The sequence below is a fragment of the Mesorhizobium sp. 1M-11 genome (genome assembly GCF_001303895.1).
Classification (GTDB): domain Bacteria; phylum Pseudomonadota; class Alphaproteobacteria; order Rhizobiales; family Rhizobiaceae; genus Mesorhizobium.
Genome location: NZ_LJSD01000033.1, coordinates 66,560 through 89,134 on the forward strand (window position 1 = coordinate 66,560; position 22,575 = coordinate 89,134).

Annotated in this window: 26 protein-coding genes and 1 tRNA gene; 10 read left to right on the forward strand and 17 right to left on the reverse strand. The window is 62.4% G+C overall.

All coding sequences use genetic code 11. The features are described 5' to 3' along the window. Positions 1-8: 8 nt before the first annotated feature. A tRNA-Ile gene (locus tag AO692_RS13990) sits at positions 9-84 on the reverse strand. Positions 85-215: 131 nt separating this feature from the next. Between AO692_RS13990 and AO692_RS13995 the strand changes: the two genes are divergently transcribed. Next, positions 216-926 carry an SIMPL domain-containing protein gene (locus AO692_RS13995; RefSeq protein WP_054310665.1) on the forward strand — a complete coding sequence of 237 codons (711 nt, stop codon included), beginning with the start codon at positions 216-218 and terminating at the stop codon, positions 924-926. Positions 927-1,106: 180 nt separating this feature from the next. On the opposite strand, the gene AO692_RS14000 is transcribed toward AO692_RS13995, so the two are convergent. Together AO692_RS14000 and AO692_RS14005 are read right to left on the reverse strand one after the other, a co-directional pair. Continuing rightward, entirely contained in the window at positions 1,107-1,457 is a 351-nt protein-coding gene (locus tag AO692_RS14000) for a hypothetical protein (RefSeq protein WP_054310666.1), read from the reverse strand. Between the two features lie 195 nt (positions 1,458-1,652). Further along, complete coding sequence (locus tag AO692_RS14005; protein ID WP_054310748.1) at positions 1,653-2,102, reverse strand: YcgN family cysteine cluster protein; 450 nt, start codon at positions 2,100-2,102, stop codon at positions 1,653-1,655. A gap of 158 nt (positions 2,103-2,260) precedes the next feature. Here AO692_RS14005 and AO692_RS14010 point away from each other — a divergent pair, with 158 nt between their 5' ends. Continuing rightward, positions 2,261-4,486 (forward strand): OmpA family protein, encoded by a 2,226-nt coding sequence (locus AO692_RS14010; RefSeq protein ID WP_054310667.1) that lies wholly within the window; start codon positions 2,261-2,263, stop codon positions 4,484-4,486. Positions 4,487-4,914: 428 nt separating this feature from the next. Continuing rightward, entirely contained in the window at positions 4,915-5,436 is a 522-nt protein-coding gene (locus tag AO692_RS14015; RefSeq protein WP_054310668.1) for a TIGR00645 family protein, read from the forward strand. Positions 5,437-5,458: 22 nt separating this feature from the next. Here the strand turns inward: AO692_RS14015 and AO692_RS14020 are convergent, their stop codons facing one another. The 3 genes from AO692_RS14020 to AO692_RS14030 all read right to left on the reverse strand — a co-directional run bounded on the left by AO692_RS14020 (position 5,459) and on the right by AO692_RS14030 (position 7,897). Continuing rightward, on the reverse strand, positions 5,459-6,325 hold the full coding sequence (locus AO692_RS14020; protein ID WP_054310669.1) for an NAD(P)-dependent oxidoreductase: 867 nt from the start codon (positions 6,323-6,325) through the stop codon (positions 5,459-5,461). 103 nt (positions 6,326-6,428) lie between these two features. Next, positions 6,429-7,019 carry a helix-turn-helix transcriptional regulator gene (locus tag AO692_RS14025; protein WP_054310670.1) on the reverse strand — a complete coding sequence of 197 codons (591 nt, stop codon included), beginning with the start codon at positions 7,017-7,019 and terminating at the stop codon, positions 6,429-6,431. Between the two features lie 8 nt (positions 7,020-7,027). Then, positions 7,028-7,897 carry a S1C family serine protease gene (locus AO692_RS14030; protein ID WP_054310671.1) on the reverse strand — a complete coding sequence of 290 codons (870 nt, stop codon included), beginning with the start codon at positions 7,895-7,897 and terminating at the stop codon, positions 7,028-7,030. Between the two features lie 168 nt (positions 7,898-8,065). On the opposite strand from AO692_RS14030, the gene AO692_RS14035 reads away from it, so the two are divergent. Next, positions 8,066-9,019, forward strand: coding sequence for a trypsin-like peptidase domain-containing protein (locus tag AO692_RS14035; RefSeq protein WP_054310672.1), 954 nt, complete (start codon positions 8,066-8,068; stop codon positions 9,017-9,019). 2 nt (positions 9,020-9,021) lie between these two features. Here the strand turns inward: AO692_RS14035 and AO692_RS14040 are convergent, their stop codons facing one another. Then, complete coding sequence (locus AO692_RS14040) at positions 9,022-10,035, reverse strand: zinc-binding alcohol dehydrogenase family protein (protein ID WP_054310673.1); 1,014 nt, start codon at positions 10,033-10,035, stop codon at positions 9,022-9,024. Positions 10,036-10,143: 108 nt separating this feature from the next. Between AO692_RS14040 and AO692_RS14045 the strand changes: the two genes are divergently transcribed. Next, positions 10,144-10,506, forward strand: coding sequence for a helix-turn-helix domain-containing protein (locus AO692_RS14045; RefSeq protein ID WP_054310674.1), 363 nt, complete (start codon positions 10,144-10,146; stop codon positions 10,504-10,506). A 22-nt stretch (positions 10,507-10,528) separates the two neighbouring features. Here AO692_RS14045 and AO692_RS14050 read toward each other — a convergent pair whose 3' ends face one another. Beyond that, positions 10,529-11,437, reverse strand: a complete 909-nt coding sequence (locus tag AO692_RS14050; RefSeq protein WP_200911736.1) for an arginase family protein — start codon at positions 11,435-11,437, stop codon at positions 10,529-10,531. 119 nt (positions 11,438-11,556) lie between these two features. Further along, entirely contained in the window at positions 11,557-11,982 is a 426-nt protein-coding gene (locus AO692_RS14055; RefSeq protein ID WP_054310675.1) for a VOC family protein, read from the reverse strand. Between the two features lie 68 nt (positions 11,983-12,050). On the opposite strand from AO692_RS14055, the gene AO692_RS14060 reads away from it, so the two are divergent. Next, positions 12,051-12,647, forward strand: a complete 597-nt coding sequence (locus AO692_RS14060; protein WP_054310676.1) for a TetR/AcrR family transcriptional regulator — start codon at positions 12,051-12,053, stop codon at positions 12,645-12,647. On the opposite strand, the gene AO692_RS14065 is transcribed toward AO692_RS14060, so the two are convergent. Then, a complete protein-coding gene (locus AO692_RS14065; protein ID WP_082407370.1) occupies positions 12,596-13,594 on the reverse strand; it encodes a LysR family transcriptional regulator in 999 nt (332 codons plus the stop codon). The genes AO692_RS14060 and AO692_RS14065 overlap by 52 nt on opposite strands. A gap of 121 nt (positions 13,595-13,715) precedes the next feature. Here AO692_RS14065 and AO692_RS14070 point away from each other — a divergent pair, with 121 nt between their 5' ends. Then, complete coding sequence (locus tag AO692_RS14070) at positions 13,716-14,363, forward strand: FMN-dependent NADH-azoreductase (RefSeq protein ID WP_054310677.1); 648 nt, start codon at positions 13,716-13,718, stop codon at positions 14,361-14,363. A 76-nt stretch (positions 14,364-14,439) separates the two neighbouring features. Here AO692_RS14070 and AO692_RS14075 read toward each other — a convergent pair whose 3' ends face one another. Together AO692_RS14075 and AO692_RS14080 are read right to left on the reverse strand one after the other, a co-directional pair. Next, positions 14,440-14,733 carry an HlyU family transcriptional regulator gene (locus AO692_RS14075; protein WP_054310678.1) on the reverse strand — a complete coding sequence of 98 codons (294 nt, stop codon included), beginning with the start codon at positions 14,731-14,733 and terminating at the stop codon, positions 14,440-14,442. 249 nt (positions 14,734-14,982) lie between these two features. Next, entirely contained in the window at positions 14,983-15,636 is a 654-nt protein-coding gene (locus AO692_RS14080; protein ID WP_054310679.1) for a PadR family transcriptional regulator, read from the reverse strand. 264 nt (positions 15,637-15,900) lie between these two features. Between AO692_RS14080 and AO692_RS14085 the strand changes: the two genes are divergently transcribed. Next, entirely contained in the window at positions 15,901-16,158 is a 258-nt protein-coding gene (locus tag AO692_RS14085) for a DUF2798 domain-containing protein (RefSeq protein ID WP_054310680.1), read from the forward strand. Positions 16,159-16,286: 128 nt separating this feature from the next. Here the strand turns inward: AO692_RS14085 and AO692_RS14090 are convergent, their stop codons facing one another. From AO692_RS14090 to AO692_RS14100, 3 genes are read right to left on the reverse strand one after another with little or no spacing between them, the layout of a single operon-like run. Continuing rightward, positions 16,287-16,712, reverse strand: a complete 426-nt coding sequence (locus AO692_RS14090; protein ID WP_054310681.1) for a secondary thiamine-phosphate synthase enzyme YjbQ — start codon at positions 16,710-16,712, stop codon at positions 16,287-16,289. 13 nt (positions 16,713-16,725) lie between these two features. Beyond that, positions 16,726-17,340: a LysE family translocator gene (locus AO692_RS14095; protein ID WP_054310682.1), complete on the reverse strand. Its 615-nt coding sequence runs from the start codon at positions 17,338-17,340 to the stop codon at positions 16,726-16,728. A 9-nt stretch (positions 17,341-17,349) separates the two neighbouring features. Further along, positions 17,350-18,243: a helix-turn-helix domain-containing protein gene (locus tag AO692_RS14100; RefSeq protein ID WP_054310683.1), complete on the reverse strand. Its 894-nt coding sequence runs from the start codon at positions 18,241-18,243 to the stop codon at positions 17,350-17,352. Between the two features lie 138 nt (positions 18,244-18,381). On the opposite strand from AO692_RS14100, the gene AO692_RS14105 reads away from it, so the two are divergent. After that, positions 18,382-19,212: an N-acyl homoserine lactonase family protein gene (locus AO692_RS14105; protein WP_054310684.1), complete on the forward strand. Its 831-nt coding sequence runs from the start codon at positions 18,382-18,384 to the stop codon at positions 19,210-19,212. 208 nt (positions 19,213-19,420) lie between these two features. Next, positions 19,421-20,167, forward strand: a complete 747-nt coding sequence (locus AO692_RS14110; RefSeq protein ID WP_082407371.1) for a DUF930 domain-containing protein — start codon at positions 19,421-19,423, stop codon at positions 20,165-20,167. Between the two features lie 25 nt (positions 20,168-20,192). Here the strand turns inward: AO692_RS14110 and AO692_RS14115 are convergent, their stop codons facing one another. Next, complete coding sequence (locus AO692_RS14115) at positions 20,193-20,444, reverse strand: DUF333 domain-containing protein (RefSeq protein ID WP_054310685.1); 252 nt, start codon at positions 20,442-20,444, stop codon at positions 20,193-20,195. 48 nt (positions 20,445-20,492) lie between these two features. Then, the gene (rpoD, locus tag AO692_RS14120) at positions 20,493-22,517 is read right to left on the reverse strand and encodes an RNA polymerase sigma factor RpoD (RefSeq protein ID WP_054310686.1); all 2,025 of its coding nucleotides are present in this window, start codon (positions 22,515-22,517) and stop codon (positions 20,493-20,495) included. Between the last annotated feature and the right edge of the window lie 58 nt (positions 22,518-22,575).

Genomic DNA, 22,575 nt, shown 5'->3' on the forward strand with positions numbered 1-22,575 from the left:
AATGACGATGGTGGGCCCGGAGGGACTCGAACCCCCAACCAAGCGGTTATGAGCCGCCGGCTCTAACCATTGAGCTACAGGCCCCACGCGGGCTGGATAGTGTTTTTCCAGTCCCCGCACAAGGCTTTACGAGCGCTCTCGCCAAGATCGCCCAAATCAATCCATATTCGACGCTTAATCGGGCCATCGCCACTGGCGAACAACGGAGTTTTTCGATGACCAGAGCCTTTTTACCCCTAGCCCTTGCCGCCGCAGTCGCAATGCCAACGATCGCCGGCGCGGCCGAGACCCCGCAGCCGCCGCGCATCATCGTGTCCGGCGAAGGCGAGGCAACCGTGGCGCCTGATCTCGCCCTTCTGTCGCTCAGCGTCATGCGTGAGGCCAAGACCGCACGCGAGGCGCTCAACGCCAACAACGATGCCATGGCTGCCGTCATCGCCGCCATGAAAGCGGCCGGTATCGCCGAGCGCGATCTGCAAACGGCGAGCATCCAGATCAACCCGCGCTACAACTACCCCAACAAGACCGACGGCGGTGAGGAGCCGAAACTGATCGCCTACCAGGTCACCAATACGCTGTCGGTGCGTGTGCGCGACATTGCCAAAACAGGCGAGATTCTCGACAAGGCCGTGTCGCTTGGCGTGAACCAGGGCGGCGGCATCTCATTCACCAATGAGAACCCGGCCACCGCCATCACCGAGGCACGCAAGAAGGCAGTCGCCGATGCCCTCGCCAAGGCCAAGACGCTTGCCGAAGCGGCAGGCGTCAGCGTCGGCAAGGTTGTGGAAATCACCGACCAGAACTATGCCCCGCCGCCCATGCCGATGAATGCCAAGGCTTTTGACGCCGCCGGCGCGTCCGTGCCGATGCAGGCCGGTGAAAATGCCTACAAGGTCGTGGTCAACGTCACCTTCGAACTGAAGTGATCGCACACAAGACGCCAGAACAATCTGGCGCCCACCTGGCATGCGAAGCAGACAAGAAAAACCCCGAAGGAGCGATCCTCCGGGGTTTTTTGCATCCGTTTAAATAGCGGCTGCGCTTAGAGCGTTTGCTTTTACGCAATTCCGGACGGAAACCGCTACACACTTTTCCTGGAATTGCGCTTAGCGATAGACCGGGCAGCCACGCTCGCGGCCGAACACGACCATCGTGCGCTCACCGTCCTCGCGGCCGACGACCTTGATCACGCGACGATTCACATCGACGATGCGGGCGCGCCAGATTCCCATGCGCTCAGCCTTGTTCAACGCTCGTTCCGGCGAGCAGCCGCGACGCTCCCAGCGGTCACGGCGCCAGTCGCGGTGATCGCGGTCGCCGGCGTAGACGCCGAAGCGCGGCTCGCCATTGCCGAAGTTCAGATAGATGCCCTCGGCCTGCGCGGTCGCGGGTACGGCGGCCAAAGCGCCAAAAGCGACGAAAGCCGAAAGTGCGGCAGCCTTGATCTTGGTCAACATGGTCTTCTCCTTATGGAAGCGTTGTCTGCTTGAACCCTGTTCGCCGAAGCGATGATGTGACCATAACGAGGCTTGGCTGAACCGAACGGGAACCGCCTGTTCATGCGAGGTTCATTTCACCGGTGGCCATAGTCGGGTATGGAAAATGAACGGCGGCATTGCCGCGTGCATGTTTATTCGTCGACAGACCCGACTTCAGGGCTCCTCATCGAGCACGTAATCGAAATAGTCTTCCGGTTCGACGAGATCGGTCTCGCTGGCGCGTACGCGCCCACGCATCGAAATGCCGGCTTCATGCACCGTCTCGGCACTGCCGGAAACCAGCCGATGCCACCAGTAGAGATCGTGCCCCTCGGCAACGAGCCGATAGGCGCAAGTCGATGGCAGCCAGCTGATGGTGCGCACATTCTGCGGCGTGAGACCGACACAGTCGGGCACCTTGGCCAAACGGTTGGGATAGTCGTGGCAGCGGCAGGTGCCGGCGTCGAACAGGCGACAGGCGACACTTGTCCAATAGATTTCGCCGGTATCCTCGTCCTCGAGCTTCGACAGGCAGCATTTGCCGCAGCCGTCGCACAGCGATTCCCACTCCGCCGGAGACATCTCCTCCAGAGTCTTGGTCTTCCAGAACGGTTCGCTTTCCATCCGGCGCATGTGGCGCGCCGCGGCGGCAACGTCAAGCGCGCTTGGCCTGCGCCATCAAAACGCCCGTTCGATACCCCTATTCTCACCGCTGTGGCTCTTGCCGGTCGAATCGACCGCGCAAACGGGTCCCAGCAGCGTCCCCGCAAAGGAGATTCGACATGAAACGCCAACAACGGATTCTGACCGGAACCGCGCTCGGCCTGCTGATGGCCTCGACACCACTCGCCGCCCTGCCGCTCCAGGACGACCCGGCGGCACGCGCCGCATCCCCCCTTGTTCTGGCGCAAGCAGAAGGTGACGGCTCAGCCGAAAGCAGCCAGCCGCCGGTGGAACAGGCTGCGCCGGAGCCGCAACCCGAACCAGTTGCCGCGCCTGAGCCCGTGGCGGCGCCAGAACCCGCTCCGGCAGTCGAGCAGGCCCCTGCACCCGAACCAACCACGATACAGGCGCAGCAGGAACCGGAGGCCGCAGAGCCATCCGCCGAGCCTGAATTGCCGCGCAAGAAACGCAAGCAGAGCGAGGAGCAGGCGGAACCCGCACCGGCAGAGCAATCCGCACCCGCCGAAGCCGCTCCGGCTCAACAGGAGGCTCCGGCCGCCGATCCGGAGCAGCCGCGCAAGAAGCGCAAGCAGAGTGAAGAGCAGCCGGCACCCGCCGAAGCTGCGCCTGCCCAACAGGAAGCGCCGGCCGCCGAGCCCGAACAGCCGCGCAAGAAGCGCAAGCAGAGCGAGGAGCAGCAGGCACCCGCCGAGGCCGCACCTGCCCAACAGGAAGCGCCGGCTGCCGAGCCGGAGCAGCCGCGCAAGAAGCGCAAGCAGGAGCAGACTGAACCTGCAGCCGAACAGTCGGCGCCTGCCGAAAAGGCACCGGAGGCCAAACCCGCCGAACCCGAACAGAAATCCGCGGAGCCCGAGCAGAAGCCGGCCGAGAAGAAACCCGCCAAGGAAGAACCTGCGGCAAAGCCGGCGGAAGAGCCAGCCCAGGCAAAACCAGATGAGAAGCCTGCCTCCGAGCAGTCGAAGCCAGCGGAACCCGCGCAGAGTGGAGAGAAACCGGCGACCGGAGAACAGAAACCGGCTGGACAGGGCGAGACGACCACCAAGCCTGCCGATGAGCCGCAGCCCGGCGAACAGCCGAAAACCGGTGAACCGACCGAGCCGGCGCAGGGCGGGCAGCAGCCTGCAACCGGAGAACAGAAGCCGGCCGGCCAGCAGACCGAAGCGCCGGCCAACCCCAATGCCGCGCCGATCTTCGACAGCCAGAAGGATACTCAGCGTCCGGTCAAGGGCCAGGAAGGCACCACCGCCCAGCCGCAACAACCCGGCCAGGCACCGGCCGAACAGCCGGCGGCACAGCCTGCCCAACCAGCTCAGCAACCGGCCGAAAAGGCGCCACCGCCCGCCGACGACAGGGCAGCGCAGGTGACGATCCAACCAGAGAAGATCGCTCCGGTGACAGAAGAAAAAGGCACGCGGCTCGAACGTGCGCCCGATTTCGACGTGCGCCGGCGTCCACGTCCCGAAGGCGCCGACATCGTCAAGAACTTCGGCGACCGTACGATCATCCAGTTCAACAACCAGGTGATCGTCGAAAGCAACGAGCGACCGCGCATCACCCGTGATGCACAGGATGTCTACTACGAGGATCTGCCGCGCGGCCGCACACGCGAGACCATCGTACGTGACAACGGCAACCAGATCATCACCATCCGCAACCGCAATGGCGATATCGTCAGGCGGTCCCGCATCACACCGGACGGGCAGGAATACGTGCTGAGCTATGTCGATGAACGCTACTATGAAGACATGAACGAATGGCGCGATCCGGGCGACGAGCTGCCGCCGATCTACGTCGATATTCCGCGCGAAGAATACATCCTGGAATCGGAATATGTCCGCAGCCCCGATGACTATTATGTCTTCCTGGAGCGGCCACCGGTGGAGAAGGTCAAGCGTCTCTATTCGATCGACGAGGTCAAGCGCTCGGCGCGTGTGCGCGATATCGCCCGCCGCATCGATCTCGACACGCTGAACTTCGAGTTCGGCTCAGCCACGATCCCCGAAAGCGAGGTGCAAAAGTTGCAAGGTGTCGCGGACGCCATGCAGAAGCTGCTCGCCAAGAACCCGGCCGAGACCTTCCTGATCGAAGGTCACACCGACGCCGTCGGGTCGGATGTCGCCAATCTGGCGCTGTCTGACCGCCGCGCGGAGGCGGTGGCCAACGCGCTGAGCAGCGTCTTCGACGTCCCGCCGGAAAACCTGAGCACGCAGGGCTACGGCGAACGCTATCTCAAGGTGAAAAGCGACAAGCCGGAGCGCGAGAACCGGCGCGTCGCCATCCGCCGCATCACCCCGCTGGTGGCGCCGATGGCTAACGCAAAATAGGCGGTTCTGCTCCTAGGGCATTGATTCGCCACATTGGGAGTCCCAAATGTTAGTGGGGTTCCCTGCCCCGTCCCGTCCTGAACGGGACGTCAAAGAGGCCCGGCCGGCTTACTCCACCGACCGGGTCTTTTGCTGAGCACGCTTCCGAATCGAGCAGCAGCGAAGCAAAAAGTTGCAGGTCCTTGTGGCAAAGATCATGCGACAAACGGGAGATGGAACGGAAGCCGGTTCATCGTGATCGCAATCCGCTCCAGAGCATTTCGCGTCTTGCCAAGACCGCGCCGCTCACTGGAGCGTTTCCGTTTCCACGGAAACGCGGAACCCTCCAACTTTTGTTTTTTTTGCGCAATTCCGGACGCAAAACCGCGACACACTTTTGCTGGAATTGCTCTAAAAAACGACGCCGACTGGAAGCACGGACGCATTTCATGAAACGCCTCGAACTCGCCATCGAATCCATCATCCTGGCCTCGCGCTGGCTGCTCGTGGTCTTCTACCTCGGGCTCGGCCTGGCGCTCGCCATCTATGCGCTCTCGTTTGCCAAGAAACTCTATGAGTTCATCACCAAGGTGATGGTGCTGGGCGACACCGACACGATCCTGAAGATCCTCGGCCTCATCGATGCAGCGCTCGTCGCCTCGCTGGTGGTGATGGTCATCATCTCGGGCTACGAAAACTTCGTCAGCCGTTTCGATGAGCATGACGGCAAGGTGCACTGGCTGGGCACGATCGATGTCGGTTCGCTGAAGGTCAAGGTCGCCTCGACCATCGTGGCGATCTCGTCGATCCATCTGCTGCAGGTGTTCCTCAACTCCTCGTCCTATTCGACCGAGCAGTTGATGTGGCTGACCATCATCCACCTCACCTTCGTGCTGTCCGCGCTGATGCTGGCCTATATCGACAGGCTGATGGGCCACGGAAAAGGCGACAAGAGCGCTTCGCCCGACTGATCGCAGCGCTCTCCGATCAGGTCTAGAACAGCCCGGTCACCTTGGTTTGGGTGCGAGCGAACACTTCATCCGGCACGAAGAAGTCGCCGGCCAGGGCGCCCTTTGCGCCCGGCGCGTATTTCGAGAAATCAGTGACCCCCTCGGCACGCAGCACTTCCTCGTCGATGTAGAAATTTCCGGTCGCCTCGCGCGATGGGCGCGTCAGGATGGCATGCGCCGCGTCCGCCATGATCTCTGGCGAACGGCTCATCGCCGCCACCGTCTCGCCACCGAGAAGATTGCGTATTGCTGCCGTGTCGATCGCCGTCAACGGCCACAGCGAATTGACCGCGATACCTGCCGATGCGAATTCGGCGCTCATGCCCAGCGTGCACATCGACATGCCGAACTTCGCCATCGTGTAGGCGACATGGCCCTTGAACCACTTGGCTTTCATGTCAAGCGGCGGCGCCAGATTCAAAATATGAGGGTTTGACGCTAACTTAAGGTGCGGAATGCACATTTTGGAAACGAGGAAGGTGCCGCGCGTGTTGATCTGGTGCATCAGATCGTAGCGTTTCATGTCGGTTTCCAGCGTGCCGGTAAGCTGGATGGCACTGGCATTGTTCACACAAATATCGATGCCGCCGAAACGCTCGACCGTCTTGGCGACGGCTTCCGCGACCTGTGGCTCTTCGCGAATGTCGCACAGCACCGGAAGCCCCCTGCCGCCAGCCTTTTCGATCGCTTCGACAGCTGTGTGAATGGTGCCAGGCAGCTTGGGGTGCGGCGTATCCGTCTTGGCCGCGATGGTGACATTGGCGCCATCGCGCGCGGCCCGCAACGCTATCGCCAGCCCGATGCCACGCGACCCGCCTGAAATGAACAGCGTCTTTCCCTTGAGCGACATGCCATCGATCTCCCTGCAGCAACGGGCGATCCTTGCCCGGTCTGTACAGGGATGCAAGGTGGGTAAGCCCGCATCGATGGTGACGCTGGGGCGTGTCTGACCGCTAGACCAGCACCAGCCCCTGTCGCATGGCGATCGCAATCGCGTCCGTGCGGTTGGCGGCACCGAGCTTTGTCAGGATCGCCGCGACATGGAATTTGGCGGTATGCACGGAAATGTCGAGCCGACGGGCGATCACCTTGTTGGGCGCGCCTTCGGCCAACAAGGCCAATACCTCCGCTTCGCGCGGCGACAGCGACGGCCGCGCGGCAACCTCATGGTCGCCACTCAGGTGATCGTCCGCTTCTGCTGCGAAATCGACCGTTTCCAAAGCTTCTTCGTCCCGGACCGCATGATACCCGGCCACCGCCAGCCGCGCTGCGGCAGCGATCAGCCCGTCCTCGGCATTCGGCGGCAAAACGGCAAAGACACGCCCCGCGCTGCCATTGACGGCGGCAACGGGGCGAGACGACAGGAGCACCAGCGGCACCGCCAGCTGAAGGGCGGCGTTGTCGACGATGGCCACGTCGACGCCAGAAACGCTGCCTGCCGGCACCGGCGCGAACTCCTCGCTAGCGGCCAGCGATGCCGACAGCCGTTCGGCCCGCCCGGCATCGCCGAGCGCGATCAGCACTGTCAGTCGCCTGCCTGCCATCGATCCTCTCAATTCAGCGGCTTTTCGCCGATCGTCACGACAACCTCGCTGCGGTCGCCGCCGCGCAGGATGCCAAGCTTGACCGAAGTGCCGGCGCTGTCAGGCCCCAGCCTTCTCATCAAGCCACGCGGCCCTTCCACCGGCTCGCCATTCCAGGCCACGATGATGTCGCCGACATGCAGTCCGGCGGCCTTGGCCGGACCATTGTCGTCCAGTCCCATCACCATGGCACCGGTCGTGTCGCCATCGCGCGCAGGGTGCAGGGCTGCACCCAGATAACCGCGCACGACATGGCCCTTGTCCTTCAGCACGGCCACCGTACGCTCGATGGTCTCGAACGGAATGACCAGAGCGCGGCGGCGTGGCCCGAACAGGAGCATACCGATCAGTCCGCCTCCGGCATCCAGCACCGGCCCGCCTTCGAAGCGCCCGCCGGCGCCGACAGCGAGATTGATACGCCGGTCGATGGTGCCGCCACGCATCGAGCGCCAGGCTGGCCCAACTTCACCGACCGTTCCAAGCACGGCAAGTGCCGCGCCCCCGCTGTTGCCGATGGCAATCGCGACATTGCCGGGTCGCACGGCAGCGGCCTTCGCCAAAACCGGCAGGCCGGGTTGCTCGGTCTTCAACAGTGCGACGCCGGTTGAGGGATCGCGGCCGGCGAGCGTCGCCTTCACGCCTTCGCCGGAGCCGAGCGTCAATTCGAGCTCATCGTCGGCATCGAGGACCTCCTCGGCAGCGACGAAGTAGCCTGCCCCCCAATGAAAAGCAGAGGCGGTACGGCCGTGATGCATATTGAGACTGGCGACAGCAGACGCCGCGCCTTCCGCGATATCGGCGACGGCGTCCGAAAAGGCGCCAAGATTGAAGTCGCTCATGATGACCTCCGGGATTGTTGGTTCCCCAGATATCGCCGTCTCGGGCCGGCAATGGTACTCGCCTGACGGCTAGGAAAACCGGCTGCTGGCCATCTGGTCAGGTCGCGGTGAAACCTCGTGCTCCGCACATATAGGCATCGATCCGCATTTTCACATGGGAAGCCTGCCATGGCATTGCCTGCTCTCGATCCAATTGCCCAGGACGACACTCTGCTCGATGCCTATTCTTCCACGGTCGCTGATGCCGTCGACCGTATCGGTCCCGCTGTCTGCCGCATCGAGCGGATCGGCGGGCGCGGCGGGCATGGTTCGGGTTTCGTCATTTCGCCAGATGGGTTGATCATCACCAATTTCCACGTCGTCGGCGACGCCCGCGCCGTGCGCGTCGCCATGCCCGACGGCACCGTCGATGAGGGGCGCGTGCTTGGCTCCGACCCAGACACCGACATCGCGCTGGTGCGTGCCGGCGGTTCCTTCGCCAACGTGGCCCCTTTGGGCGATTCCAAACGGCTCAGGCGCGGGCAGATCGCGATCGCCATCGGCAATCCGCTGGGTTTCGAATGGACGGTGACCACCGGTGTCGTCTCCGCGCTCGGGCGCTCCATGCGCGCCACCACGGGTCGGCTGATCGATGATGTCATCCAGACCGACGCCGCGCTCAATCCCGGCAACTCCGGCGGACCGCTGGTCTCGTCTGCCGGCGAAGTCATCGGCGTCAACACTGCCATGATCCCCGGTGCGCAGGGCATCGCTTTCGCGGTCGCTTCCAACACCGCCAATTTCGTCATCGCCGAGATCATCCGCTTCGGCCGTGTGCGGCGCGCCTTCATCGGTATTTCCGCAGATACGACCAACTTGCCGCGCCGTGCAGCACTGCTTTCCCAGGTCACCAGCAGCACGGCGGTGCGGTTGCGCAGCGTCGAGCCCGGCGGCCCTGCGGCAAAGGCTGGATTGAAGGAAGGCGACATCGTCGTCGCCATCGATGGACGGCCGGTGACCGGCGTCGACGATCTGGTCAGGATGCTCGACGCCGAACGCATCGGCCGTGAAACGGTCTGCACCATCCTGCGCCGCACCAGCGTCAGCCGCGTCGCGGTGACGCCGGCGGCAAGGGCTGGATGACGCTACCAGCCGGCAAGTACGATCTTGCCCAGCGTGGTGCCGGATTCGATCTGGGCGTGCGCGCGCTTCAAATTCGTTGCCGAGATCGTTCCATAGGTGTCGGCCATGGTGGACTTGACCTTGCCGGCATCGACCAGCCCAGCCACTTCGGTCAGAAGCTCGTGCTGGCGGATCATGTCCGCGGTCTGGTGCACGGGCCGCGCGAACATCATTTCCCAGTGCAGGGACAACGCCTTCGATTTGAACAGCGTGACGTCGAAGGATTTCGGGTCATCGATCAAGGCCACCCTGCCCTGTGGCGCGATCAGCTTGGAGATCTCGTCCGCGTGGGCACCGCTGTGGGTCAGTGAAAACACGAAGGCAGGCGTGCCGATGCCAAGCGCGGCCACCTGATCCGACATGGACTTGCGATGGTCAATCACATGATGCGCACCACGCGCTTTGACCCATTCAACCGTTTCAGGCCGCGAGGCGGTGGCGATGACCGTCAGATCGGTCAGGGCACGCAGAAGCTGGATGGCGATCGAACCGACACCACCAGCGGCCCCGACGATGACGATGGCGTTGGCTGCACCAGCAACCGGCCGGGTCACCTCAAGTCGGTCGAACAACGCCTCATAAGCAGTGATTGTCGTCAGCGGCAAAGCGGCAGCCGCCGCAAAATCCAGGGAGCGTGGCTTCAGCGCCGCGATCCGCTCGTCCACCAGATGGAATTCGGCATTCGAGCCCGGCCGGTTGATCGCCCCGGCGTAATAGACCGCGTCGCCGGGCTTGAACAGGCTCACGTCCGGACCGGTTTCAACCACGATGCCAGCGGCATCCCAGCCAAGCACCCTGTGCTGCCCATCGGCCGGCTTCGCGCCGGCGCGGACCTTGGTGTCGACCGGATTGACTGAAACCGCCTTGACCTCGACCAGGATGTCCCGGCCAAGAGCCTTTGGGCGCGGCAGTTCGATGTCGACGAGGGATGAAGGCGCCGATATCGGCTGCGGTTCCAGATACCCGATGGCACGCATGGCATGTCTCCTTTTTTGCGTACATGCCAGATGTGCTCTATGTGCGTTTATCGCAAGAATGCACTTTTAGTGTATATAGTGTCGAAAAAGGTACCATCGAGGAATCCCATGGGCCGCATCCGTCATCAAGATCTGCGCAGTTCGCCAGCCTGTCCCGTGGAAGGCACATTGGAACTCATCGGCGGCAAGTGGAAAGGCGTGATCCTCTACCATCTCATCCAGCAGGACACACTTCGCTTCAACGAATTGCGCCGCAAGATGCACGTCACCCAGCGCATGCTGACCAACCAGTTGCGCGAGCTGGAGGCGAGCGGTCTCATCGACCGCAAGGTCTATGCAGAGGTTCCGCCCAGGGTTGAATATTCACTGACCGACCGTGGACGGTCACTGGAACCGATCATCCTGGCGCTGAAGCGCTGGGGTGACGACAACATTCTCGCCATGGGTTACGTCGCGCCGGGCAATTGCTAGTGCCACCGCGTCTTCGACGAGCCTAGTGGGCCGCAAACACTCGGCGCAGGAAATTCACCAGCCACACCGCCAATTCGCCAGTTGGGTCCAGGTCGGGATCGAAGATCGTCACATTCATGCCGACGCATCCCGGCCTGGCCACCAGGTCGCCCAGGATAGCGACGAGTTCATCCGGATCGATGCCCGGACTGCCCGGAGAATCGACTGCTGGCATCACCGTCTGGTCGAGCGCGTCGACATCGAAATGCAGCCAGTGGCGGCCACCGCGCGCCAGCACTGGCTCGGCCTTGGCAATCACCCCTGCCGCGCCAAGCTCCCGCGCGGCGAAAACGTCGACCAGCGTGATATCCGTCGCCTTGATGTCGCGCCAGGCGTAGTCGGCTTCGCGGTTCTCGCGCTCGCCGATCTGGATGACGTGATCGTCGCGAAGCAAGGGACCTTCTACGCCCGGCCATTCAGTGAGCAGCGCTTCGCCGCGCCCTGTCGCGGCCGCCAGATCCATGCCCGCAGCCGAACTCAACGGCAGCTTGTCGTCGTCATTGCCTGGGTGGCGAAAGTCGCTGTGGCCGTCGACATGTACCAGGGACAACGGTCCCGAGCGCCGCATACCGGCCAAGGCGCCAAGCAGGATCGTGCAATCGCCTCCGACAACGAGTGGAAACGCCCCTCGTCGAATCGTATCCGCAACAATATCAGCCAGTTGCAGGTTGAAACTCCGCATCGCCGGACCGTTGCGCAGCTTCGTATCAGGCTGCGGTTCGATGCTATACGCGGGCCGTTCCATATCGACGACCTGCGCCGGCGTCAGCGCTTCGACCAGCCCAGCCTCCGTCAACGCTTGCGGCGCCCGCCAGGTGCCGGGTTCATGACCGGGTCTCAGCGGACGCAGGCCGAGATTGAAGGGAGCTCGGATGAGACAGATGTCACGCATGGAAAGGGCCCGTTTCATGCGCCAGCATAGGTCGCCTGTGATACCGGCGCCATCTCGAGCCAACCCGACAGCGGTTCGCTGCCGACAATTCCTGTCAGGTGACTTCACCCACGACCCGGCTACTTGCCGACCGCCTCCGGCGCGAACTGCGCCAGGAATTCCTCGCTCGGAGGGATCGGCTTGATCACGTCGATCAGCACACCATTGGGATCGCGGGTGATGAAATGGCGCTGGCCGAAGGCCTCGTCACGCAGCGACCGCAATATCGGCAATCCGGCCGCCGCCACCCGCTCGTGCACGGCGTCGACGTCCTTCACTTCGAAATTGATAAGCAGGCCGGAAGCGCGGCCTCTTCCTTCCGCCGGGATGGTCTCGTGATCGCCCTGCACGATACCGAGATTGACGCGCTTGTCCTCGGATGATTGCAGATGCACGTACCAGTCGCTTTCGAACAGCGGCTTGAAACGGAAATGCTCGACATAGAAGGCCGTGGTGCCGGCAACGTCGCCGGTCATCAGCACGGGGTAGTAGCTGGTGGTTTTCATGGCTTTCCTTCCTCTCGAAATAAACATACAGTCTGCATGTAAGTTGAATTAACATACAGGCTGTATGTATGCAAGAGGCGAACTCACGTCGATCCAATCGGGATCGCACCGAGGCCACGCGCGGCGATCTGATCGCAGCAGCACGCCGGCTTTTCACCGAAAAATCCTATGCGGAAACGGGTACGCCGGAGATCGTGGCTGCGGCCGGCGTCACGCGCGGCGCGCTCTACCACCACTTCACCGATAAGCAGGCCCTGTTCCGGGCCGTGGTTGAGGCTGAGGCGGCGGCGGTCGCGAACGCGATCGAACAGGCAGCTCCCCGCACGCTTTCGGCGCGGGACGCACTGCTGGCCGGCGGCGAGGCCTATGTCGCTGCCATGGGCCTGCCTGGCCGCACGCGGCTCCTGCTGCTCGATGGGCCAGCGGTGCTTGGCCGTGCGGAAATGGACGATATCGACGGCCGGCACGGCAACCGCACCTTGCGCGAAGGGCTCGCGGCGGCGATGCGGGCCGGCGATTTGCCCAAATTGCCTCTGGAGGCGCTGACGTCCCTGTTGGGAGCGGCGTTCGACCGTGCTGCGCTCGCGGTCGATGCCGGCGCTTCCGCTGGCGACTATCGGGATGTACTGGCCGCGGTCATCGACGGACTACTACGCCGACCCTGAGCCTCTCTTGAGCGTTTCTCGCGCTCGCTCATGTGCTGCAGCGTCGAACAGACCTTCGGCAACTCCTGCTTGAATTGTTCGATCAGCCAGTTGCCGGCTGGTCCCGGCGGAGAGTCCACCCTGTAGAAAGCGTGCAGGTCATAAGCACGTTCCGGATAGGGTTCGAGGTCGAGAATCTTCAGACGCTCGGCACCGACATCTTCCAGGATCATCCAGGTCGGCAAGCCGCCCCAGCCGAGACCCGACAGGATCAGATCGCGCTTGGTCGACACGTCGGTCATGCGCCAGGTGCGATAGGCGAAGACACTGAAGTCCTTGCCCTCCGTCATCTTGGAAACGTCCGAGACGACGAGCTGGATGTGCTGGCGCACTTCCGACAGCGGCACCCTGCCCTTGTAGGTCGCAAGCGGATGAGCGGGCGCCGCCACTGGCGTCATGGACGTGTCTCCGACGCGCACGGAGACCAGTTCGTCGCTGATCGCCTGCGGTATGCCGCCAATGCTGAGATCACACTGGCGGCGCAACAGCTGGTCCCAGGTTACGCCGATGGCACCGACATTGAGCTTCAGCGCCACGGACGGGAATTCCGCTTCGAAGCCGGCGAGCACCCTGACCAGCGCCGGCGACGGTGTCGTCACGTCGACCGCGATCGTCAGCTCCGCCTCCAGCCCGCGCTTCAACCCGTCGGCACGGGCGCGGATATCCTGCAAAACGCCGACCATGCGGCGCGCATCGGCCAGCATCGCCTTGCCTTCGACGGTGAGCATCGGCTCGCGCGTGCCTTCGCGGGTGAAGAGCTTGAGTTCGAGCTGTGCTTCCAGATTCGCGATCGTGTAGCTGATCACCGATTGCGCACGGTTGAGATGCCGAGCCGCACCGGAGAAACTGCCGGTCTCAGCCACCGCCAGGAACACCTGCAACTGGTCGAGGGTTGGATTCGCCTGCATGATCCATCCAATCTATGGATATATTCCATAGATATTTTCCCAATTTTTTAGATCGATGTCGAGGACTATCTCTTTCTCCGAAGTCAGGCGGTTGTCCGCCACCACCCAACGGAGAGCTGAAATGTCCAATATCCTTCTCGTGACCTCGAGCCCACGCGGCGAGGCCTCGCATTCCACCCGTGTCGCCACCGAGCTGGCCGACAAGCTGCAGGCCGCCCTGCCGGGATCCACGCTGACCAAGCGCGACCTCGTCGCGAACCCGCTGCCGCATATCGAGCCGGACTATGCCACCGGCATCTACACGCCTGCTGAAGCCCGCACGCCACGCCAGACCGATTTGGTGGGTGTCTCCGATGTCGCCGTCGACGAGTTGTTCGCAGCCGACCACATCGTGCTTGCCACCGGCTTCATCAACTTCTCGATTTCCTCGACGCTGAAGTCGTGGGTCGATCACATCTCGCGCTCTGGCAAGACCTTCTCCTATAGCGCGAACGGCCCGCAGGGCCTGGTCACCGGCAAGAAGGTCTACATCGTCCTGGCCTCCGGTGGCATCTATTCCGAAGGCCCTGCCGCGGTCATGGACTTCGCCGTGCCCTATCTGAAGAGCGTTCTGGCCTTCAACGGCATGACCGATGTGGAAGTCATCCGCGTCGAGGGCGTCGGCATGGGTGAGGATGCGCTGAATGCCGCGCTCGCCAAGGCCGGAAAACAGGTCGACACGGTTGCCGCATCGGTGGCTGGATCAGCTCTCCCCGCTGTCGCGGCCTGACAGGGTCGACCAAAAGCAACAGCCGCCGTGGCGACACGGCGGCTGTTGTGTTTCGGCCCAAGCCAGGGCGGCGGGATTAGCCGAAAATACGCTCACCTTGCTCATCTATGAGCTGAACGCCCTTTTTCAGCGTGATATCGACGGCATCATCAAGCCCGGCAAAGCGGTCGGCGCGAATGAAACGGTGTTCCTTCACCACGCCGTCGATCTCCTTGGAGATCACGCCGCAGGTCTGGTACTGCCCGTCCGCCTTGTAGGGCGTCGCCGCGATGGTGAAACCCTTATGCTCGATTTCCTTGGCCGGCTTGGCTTGGCCGGGCGTTTCCGGCTCGCTGCCACCACCGCCGAAGAGACGTTTCAAAAAGGACATGGGCGACCTCCACCGGTTCAACAGCGCGGCAACTTAATAAAAAGCAGCCAGCGCGGGTTCCATCGTTCAGTAGCCGTCCTGACGACAACGGGCAAGCACGACGGGTCCGCCGGCCTGCCCGTTGTTTTGGAATGCCGGTGGCGGCTTAGAGCGCCGCGCGTCCAATAGGACGCGCAAAGGACGCTCCAACCCTTTTTAATCTACGCATCGTGCTTTCCGAAAATCGATGCCGATTTTCGGGCCGATGCGCTAGCGCTTGACCAGCGCCTCCAGCGCCTCGGCGGCATCCTTCAGGATGCTGGCGGCCTCGGCCTGCTTGTCCGTCGGCGCCTCGATGATCTCGGCAAGAGCGGCACGCAGACGGCGGCGCAGCAGCCTGAGTTCCGGATTGCGACGGTCATCGCGGCCCTGCCGCTCGCGATCGTCGTCCCAGCCGAACCATTCGCGCGCCTTGGCCATTTTGGCGCTGACCCGCTCGAGGTGTTCGAGCGCACGCTCGACCATGTCGCGGTTTTCCTCCAGATGCGCCGCGCCGGCTTCGGTGATGGAAAACACCTTCTTGGCGCCTTCGGTAGACGAGACGGCATAACCAGCCTCTTCCAGGAAAGTCAGCGTCGGATAGACCACGCCGGGGCTCGGGCTGTAGATGCCTGAGGAACGCTCCTCCAGTGCCTTGATGATGTCGTAGCCGTGACGCGGCGCATCCGACAGCAGCGAGAGCACGATCAGCTTGAGGTCGCCGTCGCCGAACATGCGGCCGGCTCTCAGCATCTCGGCCGGGCCGCCATGGCCACGCCGGCCATGGCCGAAGGGACCAGGACCGCCGCGGCCGCCGCCGAAACGACCGGCCATGTGCCAGAACGCGCGCTCGGCGCGCTCCCCGAATGAATGATGTCTGTGCATTTAAAACTCCATACGTTATGTCTTACGATATATCTTAATTAAGATCGAGCGACTGACGAGTCAAGATATATCTTACGATGCATCTCACGAGAATTGAAGGAGGTATTGATTTCACGGGCATGCCCCCGCTATATGGCCCGTGAAGGCGACCGCCTCTCCGTAAGCGTCTGACGTCAAGCAACGCATCCAATCCCGGTTCGGCCGGGCTGCCCAAAAGGCGCAAGGATGCCCTGCCATGAACCGGACCTTTTTCGGAAAACTCTCATGACAACCGATATTGTCTCGCGCAGGAAACTGCCCGCGCGTTATGCTGCCGTCATCAGCCCGCTTGTTCTTTCGCTGCTGATGACCTTCATCGTCTCGTTGATCTCGACGCTGAAGAGCCTCGGCCTCCAGCCATCCATGCCAGGCATCTGGATGGTCGCCTGGGGCCTGTCCTGGCTGGTCGCCTTCCCCACCTTGCTCATTGTCCTGCCGATCGTGCGCCGCATCGTCGGCGTGCTCTGCGAGCCGGCACGTTGAATGGAGGTGCCTAGAGCATGATCCCGAAAAGTGGGAACCGGTTTTCGGAAGAGATCATGCTCCAACAATGAGTTAGATTAGGATGGCGATTCAACCAAACGCCATCCTGATCTAACCACTTCCCTTTTTCAGGCCAGATGAAGCAGCACTTCCCGCCGGTGCGGGAGGTTGCGGTGTTCGAAGAGGTAGATGCCCTGCCATGTGCCGAGCCCGAGACGGCCACCGATGACGGGGATCGAGATCGAGACCATCGTCAGCGCGCTCTTGATGTGAGCGGGCATGTCGTCCGCGCCCTCCAAGCGATGAACGAGATAGTCCATCGACGGATCGTCCGCCGGCGGCACCAACCTGCGGAAGAAGGCTTCCAGGTCGCGCCTCACATCCGGGTCCGCGTTTTCCTGGACGGTGAGCGAGCAGGACGTATGCCGCACAAAGGCGGTCAGCAGGCCGGTCTCGATCCCGGCCTCGTCCACAAAGCGCGCTGCCTGATCCGTGAACTCATAGAGCCCGGGACCGCTGGTCGCGATGGTGAGCTGTTTTTGCGTGCCGGCCAGTGTCCCGGTGCCTCTATTGCTGTGTGGTCAAGGCCAGCTTTGCGCCAAGAGCCACAAAGGCAGCGGCGAAGCTGCGTCTCAGCCACGTCATCACGCGCGCGCTGCCGACGATCCGGTCACGCACCGAAGCAGCGCACAGGCCATAGATCGCGAAGATGATGAAGGTTGCCGCCATGAACACGCCCGACAGCTCCAGCATGCGCGCCAGCACATTGGGTTCGTTCGGCGCAATGAACTGCGGCAGGAAGGCGACGAAGAAGATGGACAGCTTCGGATTGAGCAGGTTGATGAGCACGCCGTCCACCAGGACCTGGCGGACACTGCGGGCATCGGGCCTCGCCTCGACCTTCAGCGCACCATGCTCGCGCAGGCTCTGCCAGGCCATGTAGAGCAGGTAGGCGACGCCGGCATATTTCACGATCTCGAAGGCGATGGCGCTGGCATGCAGCAGCGCCGCCAGTCCGGTCAGCGCGGCCACCAGATGCGGCACGATACCCAGCGTGCAGGCGAAAGCCGCCAGTACGCTGGCCCGGCCACCGCGCGAGAGCCCGGCGGCAAGCGTATAGACGACGCCGGTGCCCGGCGAGGCGACGATGATCAAGGTTGTGAGCAGGAATTCGGGCGACATGGCGTCTCTTCACCTGGACTGTTCGGTTGAACCTTGCTGACGTACCACACTTGGCGACGCGCCATAAAGACCGCGGAACTGGCGACCGAAATGCGAGCGCGAAGCATAGCCGGCCGCACTGACGGCAGCGGTGACATTGCCCTCGCCCCTGGCAAGGACATCATGGGCAAGCTGCATGCGTGTGGCGGAAAGCACCGCCCGGAGCGAGGTACCTTCGCCCGCAAGCTGTCGCCGCAATGTCGAGGCACCCACGCCGAGCGCCTGGCCAAGCAATTCGGCCGTCCAGCGCCGCGCGGGTGCCGAAGCGACGAGCAAGGCAACACGTTCCGGCAGGGAGACTTCGAAAAGCCAGGCCGCGGCCGGCACGTTACGGAGCAGCAGCAGCACTTCGGCCAGCCTGTGCTCGGCCAGCATCGCCGCATGGCCCGATGCGGCAAGTACCGGCGCGGCGTGGGAAAGCGCAGCAACCAGGTCTTCCGTCAGCGGCACGCGCAGATCCAGCCCCAAAGCAGGGGCTCGCGGTGGCCGACCAAGGCGACGCACGGATTCCGGCACATGATCCACTTCGACGATCAGCGATTCATAGATGCCGCTCGTCTCGGCCGGCACATTGACCACATCGAAGGCCCGGCCATGCGGAAAGACGAACACGTCACCCGCTTCGAAACGCTGGCCGGCATCGCCCAGCCAGATTTCCTTGGAACCGCTGAGCACGACGCCGATAAGCGGCTTTTCGTTGCTGATCCGGGCAAGTCGCTCGGCCGCAAAGCAGCAATAGCTGAACAACTGCCGCCCATGTGGATGCATGCCGGGTTGTTTTTGCGGTCGAGCCGGATCGAGTGCGAGCGGTCGCAAAGCCAGCAACAGGCGCTCGGCAAGCCGGGACGATTTGGTGTCGTTCATGCGTAAAGCCTAACCACCGGCAATAGCCTATGCAATACGGATGAGCGTTTCGGGCACAAGATTCAAGCGCCTCCGGCACCACCCATACCACACCGAACTGTAAATCTCGATCCACCGTCAACACAGGATCGAACGACGATGCTCAGAAATTTCATGTTCGCAGCGGCAATCGCCGCCACCGCAGCCACGGCAAATGCCGCACCACAGGTTGAATTGTGGCGCCTCGATTGCGGCCGCATCGCGGTCAACGATCTCAGCGTCTTTTCCGACACCTTCGCTTATGCGGGCGAAAAGAAGACGCTGACCGACAGTTGCTACGTCGTCCGTCATGGCAACGACTACATGCTGTGGGACACCGGCCTTCCCACCGCCCTGCTCGGCAAACCGCTGGCTTCCGACCAGGTGCTGACGCCGACACTCGATCGCACGGTTCCGGATCAACTCAAGGAAATCGCCGTCAAACCTGAAGCCATCGGTCGGATCGGCATCAGCCACTATCATTTCGATCATGTCGGCCAGGCTGCCGATTTCCCGAAGGCACGCCTGATGATCGGCAAGGCCGACCTGGAAGCGCTGAAGTCGAATCCGCCACCCTTCGGCGCCGAACCCTCCCTGCTCGCCCCTTGGCTCAGCGGTAGCGCGGCGGTGGACACGGTCGAAGGTGACAAGGACATCTTCGGCGATGGTACTGTCGTCATGCTGTCAGCGCCCGGCCATACGCCCGGCAGCCACGCGTTGCTGGTCCGGCTCGCCGAAAGAGGCCCTGTACTGCTTAGCGGCGACGTCGTCCATTTCGAGAAACAGTTCGAAACAGATGGTGTTCCACCCTTCAACACCAACCGGGCCGACAGTCTTGCCTCGATGGCGCGGCTGCGATCGATGGCCAGCACGCTCGGTGCAACCCTGGTCGTCCAGCATGACGCCGACGACATCGCCAAGCTGCCGGCTTTTCCGGTCAGCGCGAAATAACCCAACCTAAAAAACAACCCAGCCAATGACTTGGCCGGGTTTTCCGAATCCATTCCTGAGATTGTTGAATCAGTTTGTCCGATCGGATTGCATCCGATCAACAGCCTCACGCCCGCAAACGCGTCCCTTCCATTCATCGCCAAACTGCCGCACTGTTGCCTTTGGGTCTTGGGTATCCGTTGTCCTCGCGTTTTGACGAAACCCATCCTTGCGCCCTCCAATTGTCACGATCGAGCCAACTGCAGTTGCCAAGGGCGCCGGTTTGACTCCCACTTCGGCAGTTTCTGCGCTGCAGGCCAACAATAGGGATTTGCCCCTTGGCATTGGGGCATCCTGCCTGCTGCATTTGTTATTGCTGGTCGGCCTGATGCTGCTTCCCATCCCACAAGCCTTGCGACTACCGCCGATCGAAAGCATCAAAGTCGACTTCGTGCCACCGCCGCAGGCACCTCGACCTGTGCAGCAAAGTGAACCGACCGCAACGCCGAAAGCCCTGCCGAGCACTCCTACTGTGCAGCCGCTCGTCCGGGCACCGCGCCCCGCACCGGCCCAGCCGCCGTTGATCAAGGCCGAAAAACTCTATTCCACACAGGTTCTCGCCGACCCGCGCAGCCGTGGTGCACGCAGAGCCTTGCCTCAGCTGGCGCCCCAGGAGCGTGTCATTCAGCTCTGCAACATAGAGGCTTTGGCGCAATTGCGTCGGCAGCGATCCGGTTTCCAGCCGGACTTGGTCGTTCCGTACGCAACGGAGGATACGAAGGTGACGGGTCAGCTACTTGAGGCAAAAGGCGCGGCGATACGCAGCAAGAAACACTGGTACGGGCTCGCATTCAACTGCGAGGTAGCGCCGGATCTCAAGACTGTCGTCGCATTCGAATTCTTGCTCGGCGCGGAGATTCCGGAACAACAATGGGCAGACCACAATCTGACCTTGGATGACGGCCCTGGCGATTGAGCAGATCAGCCTGCGATGGCCACCGTCAATCTTTGGGCCTTACGCATTTCTTGTCGCGAAACAGCGCCCATTCCTCACACACGCGGCCATTGGGCAAATGGCAATAGCCGGTCTGGTTGCCGCTGGCGTCGGTACGGATCTTCGATTTGCCACCGATCTTGACGCAATGAACCGAGGCCGGATTGGCCATGCCGATCTTTTTGGCGGCTTGCGCGCCCTCGACTGACAAGAGCGGCAAGGCGGCAAAGCAGACGACCGCCATCAGAGCATTGCGCATCGGGGACCTCCAAAGAAAAAGCCCGGGACATGCCCGGGCTTGGTTGTCTTAGCTGTCGAGGAAGCTTCTCAGCTTGCGGCTGCGGCTCGGATGCTTGAGCTTGCGCAGCGCCTTCGCCTCGATCTGGCGGATACGTTCGCGTGTCACCGAGAACTGCTGGCCGACTTCTTCCAGCGTGTGATCGGTGTTCATGCCGATACCGAAGCGCATGCGCAGCACACGCTCTTCACGCGGCGTGAGCGAGGCAAGCACGCGCGTGGTGGTCTCGCGCAGGTTCGCCTGGATCGCGGCGTCGATCGGCAGGATCGCGCCCTTGTCCTCGATGAAGTCGCCGAGATGCGAATCCTCTTCGTCGCCCACCGGCGTCTCGAGCGAGATCGGCTCCTTGGCGATCTTCAGCACCTTGCGCACCTTTTCCAGCGGCATGGCGAGCTTTTCAGCCAGCTCTTCCGGGGTCGGCTCGCGGCCGATCTCATGCAGCATCTGGCGCGAGGTCCGCACGATCTTGTTGATCGTCTCGATCATGTGCACCGGGATACGGATGGTGCGGGCCTGGTCGGCGATCGAACGGGTGATCGCCTGCCTGATCCACCAGGTGGCATAGGTCGAGAACTTGTAACCACGGCGGTATTCGAACTTGTCGACCGCCTTCATCAGGCCGATATTGCCTTCCTGGATGAGGTCGAGGAACTGCAGACCGCGGTTGGTGTACTTTTTCGCGATCGAGATGACGAGGCGAAGGTTCGCTTCCACCATCTCCTTCTTGGCGATCGCCGCTTCGCGCTCGCCCTTCTGCACCTGATTCACGATCTTGCGGAATTCCAGGATCGAGATCGCCGTCTCGGTGGCGAGGTTCTGGATCTCGGAACGCAGATCCTGGATCGCGTTCTGCTCGTTCTTGGTGAACTCTTTCCAACCGCGCGTCGTCAGGTTGGCGATGTTCCCGATCCAGTTCGGATCGAGCTCGGAACCCTGGTATTCCCTGAGGAATTCCTCGCGGCGTACACCATAGCTTTCGGCGAGGCGAAGAAGCTTGCCCTCGTTCTGCACCAGGCGCTTGTTGATGTCGTAGAGCTGCTCGACCAGTGCCTCGATACGGGCCTGGTTGAGTGACAGCGACTTCACAGCCGTGATCAGCTCGTCCTTCAGCTCCTTCAGGCGCCGGTCCTGGCTTGGCGAAAGCGTGCCGGCCGCGGCGAGACGATTCTCGACCTGCTGGTCCTGCAGCTTGCGCAGCTTCTTGTAGGTGTCGGCGATGACGTCCAGCGTCTCCATCACCTGCGGGCGAAGCTCGGCTTCCATCGCCGCCAGCGACAGGCTCGCCTCGTCCTCGTCCTCTTCGTCTTCCTCAAGGCCGCGGGTATCGCCGCCGACATTGGTGATATCGTCCTCGTCGTCGCCACGACGGCGACCCGCCTTCGGCTCTTCCTTCGGCTTGGCGTCTTCATCGACACGCTCGACGACCGGCGCCTGCTTGCCTTCAGGACCGGCATAGGTGGCTTCGAGGTCGATGATCTCGCGCAGCAGGATCTTGGCTTCGTTGAGCTCGTCGCGCCAGATGATGATGGCCTGGAAGGTCAGCGGGCTTTCGCACAGCCCCGCAATCATGGTCTCGCGGCCAGCCTCGATGCGCTTGGCAATGGCGATTTCGCCTTCGCGCGACAGCAGCTCCACCGAACCCATCTCGCGCAGATACATGCGCACAGGGTCGTCGGTGCGGTCGGTCGGCTCCTTCTTGGCAACGGTGGCAACGGCGGTGCCGGTCTGTTCGGCAAGCTCGTTGGCGTCGTCTTCAGAAGAATCCGCGCTTTCGCCCTCGGCATCGTCGCTCTGTTCGTCGTCCTCGACGACGTTGATGCCCATATCGTTGAGCATCGCATTGATGTCTTCGATGCGGTCCGGGTCCGTCTCTTCAGACGGCAGCACAGCATTCAGCTCGTCCAGCGTGACATAGCCGCGTTTCTTCGCGGCCTTGATCATCTTCTTGACAGCATCGTCGGAAAGGTCGAGCAACGGGCCGTCAGTCGTGCCCTCGCGTTCGGTTTCGACCTCTTCCTTTTCCTTAGTCGCCATTCTAAGTCTTCTCCAGGCGGCCATCCAAAGGGCCGCTTCGCTGCTGACAAATCAGTTG

Bases quoted from the DNA above. Each gene is read 5' to 3' on its own strand.
- AO692_RS14035 (WP_054310672.1), top strand. From the start codon at position 8,066: ATGGCATTGCCTGCTCTCGATCCAATTGCCCAGGACGACACTCTGCTC.
- AO692_RS14005 (WP_054310748.1), bottom strand. From the start codon at position 2,102: ATGGAAAGCGAACCGTTCTGGAAGACCAAGACTCTGGAGGAGATGTCT.
- AO692_RS14115 (WP_054310685.1), bottom strand. From the start codon at position 20,444: ATGCGCAATGCTCTGATGGCGGTCGTCTGCTTTGCCGCCTTGCCGCTC.
- AO692_RS14075 (WP_054310678.1), bottom strand. From the start codon at position 14,733: ATGTCCTTTTTGAAACGTCTCTTCGGCGGTGGTGGCAGCGAGCCGGAA.
- AO692_RS14050 (WP_200911736.1), bottom strand. From the start codon at position 11,437: ATGCGTGACATCTGTCTCATCCGAGCTCCCTTCAATCTCGGCCTGCGT.
- AO692_RS14065 (WP_082407370.1), bottom strand. From the start codon at position 13,594: ATGCAGGCGAATCCAACCCTCGACCAGTTGCAGGTGTTCCTGGCGGTG.
- AO692_RS14045 (WP_054310674.1), top strand. From the start codon at position 10,144: ATGGGCCGCATCCGTCATCAAGATCTGCGCAGTTCGCCAGCCTGTCCC.
- AO692_RS14020 (WP_054310669.1), bottom strand. From the start codon at position 6,325: ATGTCGCTCAAGGGAAAGACGCTGTTCATTTCAGGCGGGTCGCGTGGC.
- AO692_RS14105 (WP_054310684.1), top strand. From the start codon at position 18,382: ATGCTCAGAAATTTCATGTTCGCAGCGGCAATCGCCGCCACCGCAGCC.
- rpoD (WP_054310686.1), bottom strand. From the start codon at position 22,517: ATGGCGACTAAGGAAAAGGAAGAGGTCGAAACCGAACGCGAGGGCACG.
- AO692_RS14070 (WP_054310677.1), top strand. From the start codon at position 13,716: ATGTCCAATATCCTTCTCGTGACCTCGAGCCCACGCGGCGAGGCCTCG.
- AO692_RS14080 (WP_054310679.1), bottom strand. From the start codon at position 15,636: ATGCACAGACATCATTCATTCGGGGAGCGCGCCGAGCGCGCGTTCTGG.
- AO692_RS14095 (WP_054310682.1), bottom strand. From the start codon at position 17,340: ATGTCGCCCGAATTCCTGCTCACAACCTTGATCATCGTCGCCTCGCCG.
- AO692_RS14010 (WP_054310667.1), top strand. From the start codon at position 2,261: ATGAAACGCCAACAACGGATTCTGACCGGAACCGCGCTCGGCCTGCTG.
- AO692_RS14100 (WP_054310683.1), bottom strand. From the start codon at position 18,243: ATGAACGACACCAAATCGTCCCGGCTTGCCGAGCGCCTGTTGCTGGCT.
- AO692_RS14055 (WP_054310675.1), bottom strand. From the start codon at position 11,982: ATGAAAACCACCAGCTACTACCCCGTGCTGATGACCGGCGACGTTGCC.
- AO692_RS14030 (WP_054310671.1), bottom strand. From the start codon at position 7,897: ATGAGCGACTTCAATCTTGGCGCCTTTTCGGACGCCGTCGCCGATATC.
- AO692_RS14085 (WP_054310680.1), top strand. From the start codon at position 15,901: ATGACAACCGATATTGTCTCGCGCAGGAAACTGCCCGCGCGTTATGCT.
- AO692_RS14060 (WP_054310676.1), top strand. From the start codon at position 12,051: ATGCAAGAGGCGAACTCACGTCGATCCAATCGGGATCGCACCGAGGCC.
- AO692_RS14040 (WP_054310673.1), bottom strand. From the start codon at position 10,035: ATGCGTGCCATCGGGTATCTGGAACCGCAGCCGATATCGGCGCCTTCA.
- AO692_RS13995 (WP_054310665.1), top strand. From the start codon at position 216: ATGACCAGAGCCTTTTTACCCCTAGCCCTTGCCGCCGCAGTCGCAATG.
- AO692_RS14000 (WP_054310666.1), bottom strand. From the start codon at position 1,457: ATGTTGACCAAGATCAAGGCTGCCGCACTTTCGGCTTTCGTCGCTTTT.
- AO692_RS14025 (WP_054310670.1), bottom strand. From the start codon at position 7,019: ATGGCAGGCAGGCGACTGACAGTGCTGATCGCGCTCGGCGATGCCGGG.
- AO692_RS14015 (WP_054310668.1), top strand. From the start codon at position 4,915: ATGAAACGCCTCGAACTCGCCATCGAATCCATCATCCTGGCCTCGCGC.